We start from the raw sequence: 7,363 nt of genomic DNA, 5'->3' as shown, positions 1-7,363 counted from the left end.
CCGTTCCTCATGCCGACCTTCTTCAGCACCCTGTTAGGGGCGAACTGCCCAAATAAGCTTGCATAGTCTTGTCAGAGCAGAGGGGAGCAGCTACCTATAAGGTGGGCGGCAGCCACAAGCTGCCAACGATAAACGCCCTCGGGGACGTCCCGATAAGGAACCTGGATCAAACCCGGGCCTGCATCATCGCTTCGGCGATATGTTGGCCCAAGCGTTAGATCCAGGGCACGAGATGCAGGTCCTCATATTGAAATGGAGACAGCATCAATGACAAAGATTATCCGTTTTCCCAGCACTCCTCGCGTCGAGCGATCAAGAAACAGAGGATGTCAACGCTACAACGTCTCGGTTCGAATCGAACTGCCCAAGAATGGCAGACGCGCCGCCGAGGACTTGCTTTACGGTCATCTCTTCCGCCTTCTACAAAAACTGCATGGTTTTGATCAGACGAGGGGATTTACTATAGAAGCTCTGCGAGCCGGAGGATGGCACAAGCTGCCTCACGCGGTGCGTCCCGATCTTCTTGATGACTTTCTGATCGCCATTGATGGCTACTGCAACCGCGGTTGGCTCAAAGTCAAAGTAAACGGCGCTCGCCTCGCCATGTCGAAGCGAGCCTGACTAAGCAGGAGGGCCTCGGTGTGAGCATTCGGCCCTCCCGCCCCCCCCCGCGCAGGCTAGGACCAATGCCTGGTCGCTGTGCGGCGAGCCGTGGCCTGTGAGCATCACGTCGTGCTGGAGTTGTTCGAACGAGTGCGGAAGCGCTTCTGATAGCGCACGGCTTTCGCGTGTATCGACGTATTGGAAAATAATACCTGACTTGACCGAGATCTGCTTACTCCCCATGGTGTTATTCGACAACCGGTTCGTTGTGGCTTCGCGCTCGCTTGACGTGTATCCCGAAGGTGAAAGGAAAATCTGATTGCAGTATAGCTGCGATCTTGCAACCGGATACCAAGCAAACCCGCAGAGGCCGAATAAGCATCTCGGATGCAATCATCAAAAAATTTCGAGGGGACTGTATGTCATCGATAGATAGAGATATAAATGGCGGACCGACAAAGCTGTTTTTTGTCGAGATGTTAACAAAAGATATCTCACTTAAAGATGCAATTTTGGATCTCATCGACAATAGCGTCGATGGAGCTATGAGATCAATCGGAGACGTCTCAAATTCAGGGCGAATCTTTGAAGGATACAAGTGCCGACTGAACGTCGACAAAGGGCAATTTGAAATAAGCGATAATTGCGGTGGAATACCTGATGATCTACTTGATACGGCATTCCAGCTTGGTCGACCCCGCCTAAATGCCGACAAAAACATTCCCACGATTGGGATGTATGGTATCGGGATGAAGAGGGCAATTTTCAAGATATGCGAGTCTGCGGATGTTGTATCTTCATCCGCGACGAAGCGGGCTTCTATTAACTACTCTCGGGAATGGCTCGAACCTACTAATAACACGTGGGAACTTCGGATTCACGAGTCCCCGCCTGTTGAAGGAGACGAGCTTGGTTTCAAAATCTCTTCAGTCGAAATTCGTCCCGAAATAGCTGAAAGATTTGCATCATCTGTATTCGTCAACGATCTGCGCTACGCAGTCGGCGAGCATTTCGGTTACCTTATACAACGGGGTTTCGACGTGATCCTAAATGGGATTTCGGTCGAACCCAGAGTATCCAAGTTGATTTTTTCTCCTGATAAAAAAGTCTTGCCATTTGATTCCCAGGCAAGCATCAACGGTGTTGACGTAAGGGTCACCATCGGATTTTTCAGGCAGCTTACTAGAGAGGCGGAGCTCGAAGAAGCTACGGAACTGGGAGCGGATAATGATCTTGATCGCCCTGGTATTACCGTTCTCTGCAATGATCGTGTAATTATATCGTCTGATACATCAGCTCTTACCGGATGGGGAGTGGGTGCGACACCAAAGTATCACCCGCAATTCCGAGCGATCGCAGGTGTGATATCATTTTTCAGCCTCGATGCAACAAAGCTACCCGTGGCGACAACCAAACATGACCTAGATCAATCGAGCGAAGTTTTTCGGGCCGCTCGGAACCTGGCTATGGAGGGCATTGTAACGTTTACCTCTTTCACGAATAGATGGAAGGGACGCGAGTCCGACACCGATGATATGCTGGATCGGCAAGCAGCTCGATCAGTGAAAGAAATCGTTCTGGCGGCGGATTTGAATCACGGGAAGACGATTAAGGTCTATGATAACGGCATGAAATATACACCCGACCTGCCGAAGCCCGAAAAATCAAGCAAGGTTCGGCGCATCGCGTTCTCTCGTGATTCTGAAGAGGTGAAACAAGTAGCCGACTTTCTGCTCGGCGATAAAAATGCATCGCCGGGTGACGTGGGTGTCGCAGCTTGGTTGGATGTCAAAGCGAGGATGTCCGAGAAATGAGTGCGAGCGGACTTCCTTATCATCTCAGACCACGAAAGTTTGTTGATCGGGAGCTATTTTCAGAATTTGTTGCACAATTTGTCGCAGTTAACGATCCGAATGAATACATCTACATCTCAATGGGCGGCATGCACCTCACCGACCACAAGGCTATTTATAAGAAGACATCTATTAATTGCCTTCTGTCGTTCGATGGGGACGATGAAGTCGTCCAATATCAAAACTATTTCAAGCCTTTCCATAATATACATTGCGAAAACTGGATGTCGCACGAGCTTCCAGGTCGGATTGATGGAATTATGCAGGAGCACAAAAAGAGCCGTAAAGTGATCTGGCTTGATTATACCGCCTCGATCACTGGCCGACAACTAGATGAAGTATCTGCGGTTGTAGGCAAGATGGGCCCGCTGGATATCATTCGAGTCACCGTAAATCTCCAGACGTTGACTCGAGATGTGATGGAAAAAAGCCTTCCTCTTGAGCAACGCACCATGGCGAAACTTCAAGCAGATTACCTGAGGAGCATGGTGGGAAGTTATTTGCCAGCCGGCACGAAAGAGGTATCCCCAGGGGCAATTGAAGTTGGCCTATCTGAGTGTGTTGAAAGCGCATTTGCGAAAGGTCTGGATGGGACTGGATATGTTGCAAAACCAGTGTTACTTACGCAGTATTCCGATACCACTAATATGTTTGTCGCAACCGCGGTAATTTCCGATGCAAATAGTGAAGTAGTTCCGAGCGGATGGAAGATGAGTCCTGCTGATTGGCATGATATAACGCCAATCAATTTACCTGATTTCACTGTTTCTGAAAGATATCGCTTTGACAGAGTAATGCATATGTCAGAGGCGGAAATTAGCGCCGAAGTCGGCTACAGTCTGATGAACGACGCGCAACTTAAATCATACAGAGCATTGCATAGGTTTTATCCAACATTTGATAGCGTTGGTGGATGAACATATCCAGCGGGGGGGGGAATCCTCGCTGGGGCAACCCTGGAAATGTGCAGTTGATGGATTGTGTTGAAAAACACCTGTTGATCGCTGCGCCAGACGCTGATTCACTTTCTTTACGGGATGGTGAGGGTGATCAGGATGATGGGATCGCGGCAGGTGGCGCAGGGCGCTCTGTTCTACGAGTTCTCGCTTGAGGATCACGTTCCGCAGGACCATCTTATCCGCGCCATCGACCGCTTCGTGGATCTCGGCCACATCCGTCAGCACCTCGCCCCGTTCTACAGCAGCACAGGCCGTCCCTCCGTCGACCCTGAACTGATGATCCGTATGCTACTGATCGGTTATTGCTTCGGCATCCGGTCGGAGCGGCGGATCTGCGAGGAAGTCCATCTGAACCTTGCCTATNTCTGCGAGGAAGTCCATCTGAACCTTGCCTATCGCTGGTTCTGCCGGCTGGATCTGAACACGGCGGTGCCGGACCATTCGACCTTCTCCAAGAACCGCCACGGTCGCTTCCGCGACAGCGATCTGCTGCGCCAAGTCTTCGAGACGGTTGTCCGCCGCTGCATTGCCGAGGGACTGGTCGGCGGCCGCGATTTCGCCACCGACGCTAGCCTGATCCGCGCCGATGCCGGCAAGATGTATTCCATGTCGCAGGAACTGTGGCAGGGCGGGCAGATCAACGAAGAGTCTGCACCCCGCGCCGTGCGCGAATATCTGGAAACTCTGGACGATGCCGCCTTCGGCGCCGCCAGCGAGGTGCGTCCGAAGTTCGTGTCCTGCAGCGATCCGGCGAGCCAGTGGACCGCAGCCATGAATGCGCCCGCGATCTTTGCCTATTCCACCAACTACCTGATCGACACGGACAATGCCGTGATCGTGGACGTCGAAGCCAGCCGGTCCATCCGGCAGGCCGAGGTCGGTGCGACGCGGACCATGATTGCGCGCGCCAAGGATCGCTTCGATCTTCAGCCGGAACGTCTGGCCGCCGATACGGCTTATGGCTCGGCCGATATGCTGGCATGGCTGGACGAGCGCGAGATCACCCAGCACATTCCCGTCTTCGACAAGACCGAGCGCGCCGACGGCACCTTCCCGAACACGGCCTTCAGATTCGATCCAGACGCCGACGAATACACATGTCCCGGTGGCAACAAGCTCAAGAAATACTGGCGCGATATCGGCAAGGCGCGCCCGGCTTACGGCAAAGACGGATGGCGCAAATACTATGCCAGCACGAACGACTGTGGAGGCTGCGATCTCAAAGCCCGCTGCACGCCAAACCAGGCCACCCGCAAGATCTCCCGCCATCGCCATGAAGCTGTCCGCGACAAGGTTCGCGCCTTTCGCTGGAACCGATGCCTATCTCGAAAGCATGCGACGGCGGAAGAAGGTCGAGATGCTCTTCGCCCACCTCAAGCGCATCCTGCGACTCGGCCGCTTGCGCCTGCGCGGCCCGAACGGTGTCAAGGACGAGTTCCACCTCGCCGCAACCGCCCAGAACCTCCGCAAACTCGCGAAACTGATCCCGATCGCGCAGCAGGTGGCGTGACAGGAGCACGCAGGCCAGTATCAGCGCGACGTCATAGCAAGATCTAAAGCGAGTTTTTCAACATAATCGATGATTAGCTGACGTTGAGTAGGTAGCGAAAAAAAATAGATTGTCCTAATTTTCTCAAGCTATGGAGATATAGCAACCTGTCCCCATCATAATTTTCAGTTTTGACGGAGAAAATCAGATAGGAGCAATCAGTCAATATAATTAGTCATCTTTGACTTATCAAGGCCGGTATGCGGAACGAGTTTGTAATGGCGCTCTTCAACTATCATGAGTTCGTCGCCCTCAATGGTCAAATGAAACATCGCGACGACATCTCCGGGCATGAACTGAACAGCTACAGCTTTACATCTCATGTCTGGAAAACGATCAGCGGCGTAGCTAATGTCCTGCGTCACTTGAACAATTCCAGTCTCGTCTTTTCCGCCTTTAGCTTGGACAGGAATAAGATAATGGCAGCCACGCTTATCTACGCCAACATATAGTTCGTCAATTTCAATCTGGCCGATACCCGTGACGCTGGTGCGAAGGTGGTTCTGCAGACTGTAAGTCGCGATGCCAAGGAATATATCAAGCAGCCTATTATACCTAATAATCGCCAGCAGAGCCTGCTCATCAGTTAGGGCATACGCACGAATAATCTCCGGCGTCGAGTCCGGTATTAGTATTGGCATCATTCTTGGATTAGGGACAATCCTCGCGGAGCTGACAAGTTTGAACTTGTATTTTGCCCTTCCCGCACCGAAGATTACCCACTTTTTTCCTGAAGGCTGAGTTTGCTGAATCTCTTGAGGGAACGATCCGCGATTATTGAAGTGATAGTTGACGTCGCCCGCATTGAGACGTTGGAGGTGCTTCGCATAAAGGTCTCTACCTTCAAGGATATCATCGCGATTGAAGCTGAACTCTACGTCGCCTGGAGTATGCCGCTTTGAGAAAACGTGATTAATAATAAGATTATACGCCGCACTGTCAGATTTCGCCATTAAATCGCCCGGAGTTTCATATACTCGGCTTCTATATCAAGCTGCTTACGTTTCTTGGATCCGCTCTTCATCGTCCGTTTACTTGGAGGAGGCGCAATTCCGAAGTGCGATGACGCGGAGGACAAATCCATTTGTAAAAGTAGCTCAGAACCGAGTCCAATTGCTTCCGATTGCATTTGAGGTATAGCATTCAGTGCAGCCATCATTCGATAGGCAACCTCGCGCGCCAGCGGCGGCGGAACACTATTTCCAATCTGGCGAGCACCGTGCCATTTAGTCACGTTAAATCTGAACCAGTCAGGATATCCATGGAGTCGGGCCATCTCCCGGACCGTTACGCAACGATTGAAAGAATAATGGATTGGCCTTGGGCTCGTGAACGCTCCACGCGCGCCGTCGGTGCCCGCGCGAAGTGTATTGCAAACTCCATTCGGATGCAGCTTAAGGAACCGGCTTATGGGTTCCACATAACCTTCCGGCGTTTCTTTGAACCTGCGCTTTGAAATGTCAGAGTGCTTGGTCCTAGCACTGGACGTCATTATGCTCGGATCCCATACGCGTGGGTGCCCGTGATGCCAGCAGTCATTGGTCTGACACCTCATCTCACGCGCGTATTCAGAACCAACGCCATATCTACCAGTCCTGACGCTGTCCGTGGCAAGCAATGTAGAAAAATCTTCTGCGTTCGGTAGGTCACCGAGCGCGTCCTTGCAGGTAGGCCCGGCTTTGAGGTCTGTTCCGTCTGCACCCTTCCGAGGAATGGCAAAGCGTGGATGCGGGTAGTCGAAAGTGCCAATGTTCTTGCGCACACCTGCTAGAATCAAACGCTCCCGGCTCTGGGGAACCCCAAAGTTGGCAGCGTTCAGCACTTGATAAGGCTCGGTCACCTCGTATCCTGCCGCTTTGAACTCCTCAACCAGTTCACGCAGGAACTGCCGATGACGGCCCACGGTAAGTCCTTTAACGTTCTCGAAAACGAAGCTGTTTGCCTTCAAGTCACGAACGATACGGACAAACTCCTTAACCAGATCGTTTCTCGGGTCGTCGAAAGCTCTCTTCCCTATCATGGAGAAACCTTGGCATGGCGGCCCGCCAAAAACGCAATCGACCTCTCTGTCGCCGATGCCTGCGGCCAGCCGAATTTCGGCTGCTGTAAGTCCAACCACGCTTCGCGGAATTACGGCGCATTTCGGGAAATTGAATAAGTGGGCAGCGCAATGGACTGGGTCAATTTCCACGGCGGCGACGACGTCGAACCCGGCCTGCTCGAAACCGAGGCTCATGCCGCCAACGCCTGCAAACAGGTCGACTGCAATAGGTCTGTTTTTCATGAGGTTCTCGCCGTCTGTCATCTGCAGGTTCGCTATTCGCAGCGCTGTGTGCAATCAAGGATTCTATCCTAACAGCACTCCACGAGAAACCCCGAACCGTCCGAGTTTGAAAGCT

Annotated in this window: 5 protein-coding genes and 1 pseudogene; 4 read left to right on the top strand and 2 right to left on the bottom strand. The window is 52.3% G+C overall.

All coding sequences use genetic code 11. The features are described from left to right. Positions 1-267 precede the first annotated feature (267 nt). From E2K76_RS18525 to E2K76_RS18510, 4 genes and pseudogenes are all read left to right on the top strand, one after another. On the top strand, positions 268-621 hold the full coding sequence (locus E2K76_RS18525) for a hypothetical protein (RefSeq protein ID WP_136685925.1): 354 nt from the start codon (positions 268-270) through the stop codon (positions 619-621). Between the two features lie 401 nt (positions 622-1,022). Beyond that, complete coding sequence (locus tag E2K76_RS18520) at positions 1,023-2,417, top strand: ATP-binding protein (RefSeq protein ID WP_136685924.1); 1,395 nt, start codon at positions 1,023-1,025, stop codon at positions 2,415-2,417. Continuing rightward, positions 2,414-3,373, top strand: coding sequence for an O-methyltransferase (locus E2K76_RS18515; RefSeq protein WP_136685923.1), 960 nt, complete (start codon positions 2,414-2,416; stop codon positions 3,371-3,373). The genes E2K76_RS18520 and E2K76_RS18515 overlap by 4 nt, the downstream gene beginning before the upstream one ends. A 138-nt stretch (positions 3,374-3,511) precedes the next feature. Then, positions 3,512-4,925 (top strand): annotated as a pseudogene (locus tag E2K76_RS18510) (transposase). 197 nt (positions 4,926-5,122) lie between these two features. Here the strand turns inward: E2K76_RS18510 and E2K76_RS18505 are convergent. Then, entirely contained in the window at positions 5,123-5,917 is a 795-nt protein-coding gene (locus E2K76_RS18505) for an endonuclease (RefSeq protein ID WP_136685922.1), read from the bottom strand. Further along, positions 5,917-7,269, bottom strand: a complete 1,353-nt coding sequence (locus E2K76_RS18500) for a DNA cytosine methyltransferase (protein WP_246033023.1) — start codon at positions 7,267-7,269, stop codon at positions 5,917-5,919. The genes E2K76_RS18505 and E2K76_RS18500 overlap by 1 nt, the downstream gene beginning before the upstream one ends. Positions 7,270-7,363 lie beyond the last annotated feature (94 nt).

The organism is Falsirhodobacter xinxiangensis (assembly GCF_004959935.1).
GTDB lineage: Bacteria > Pseudomonadota > Alphaproteobacteria > Rhodobacterales > Rhodobacteraceae > Falsirhodobacter > Falsirhodobacter xinxiangensis.
The sequence above is the reverse complement of the archived record's forward strand: the minus strand, read 5'-3'. Positions and strand labels throughout refer to the sequence as shown.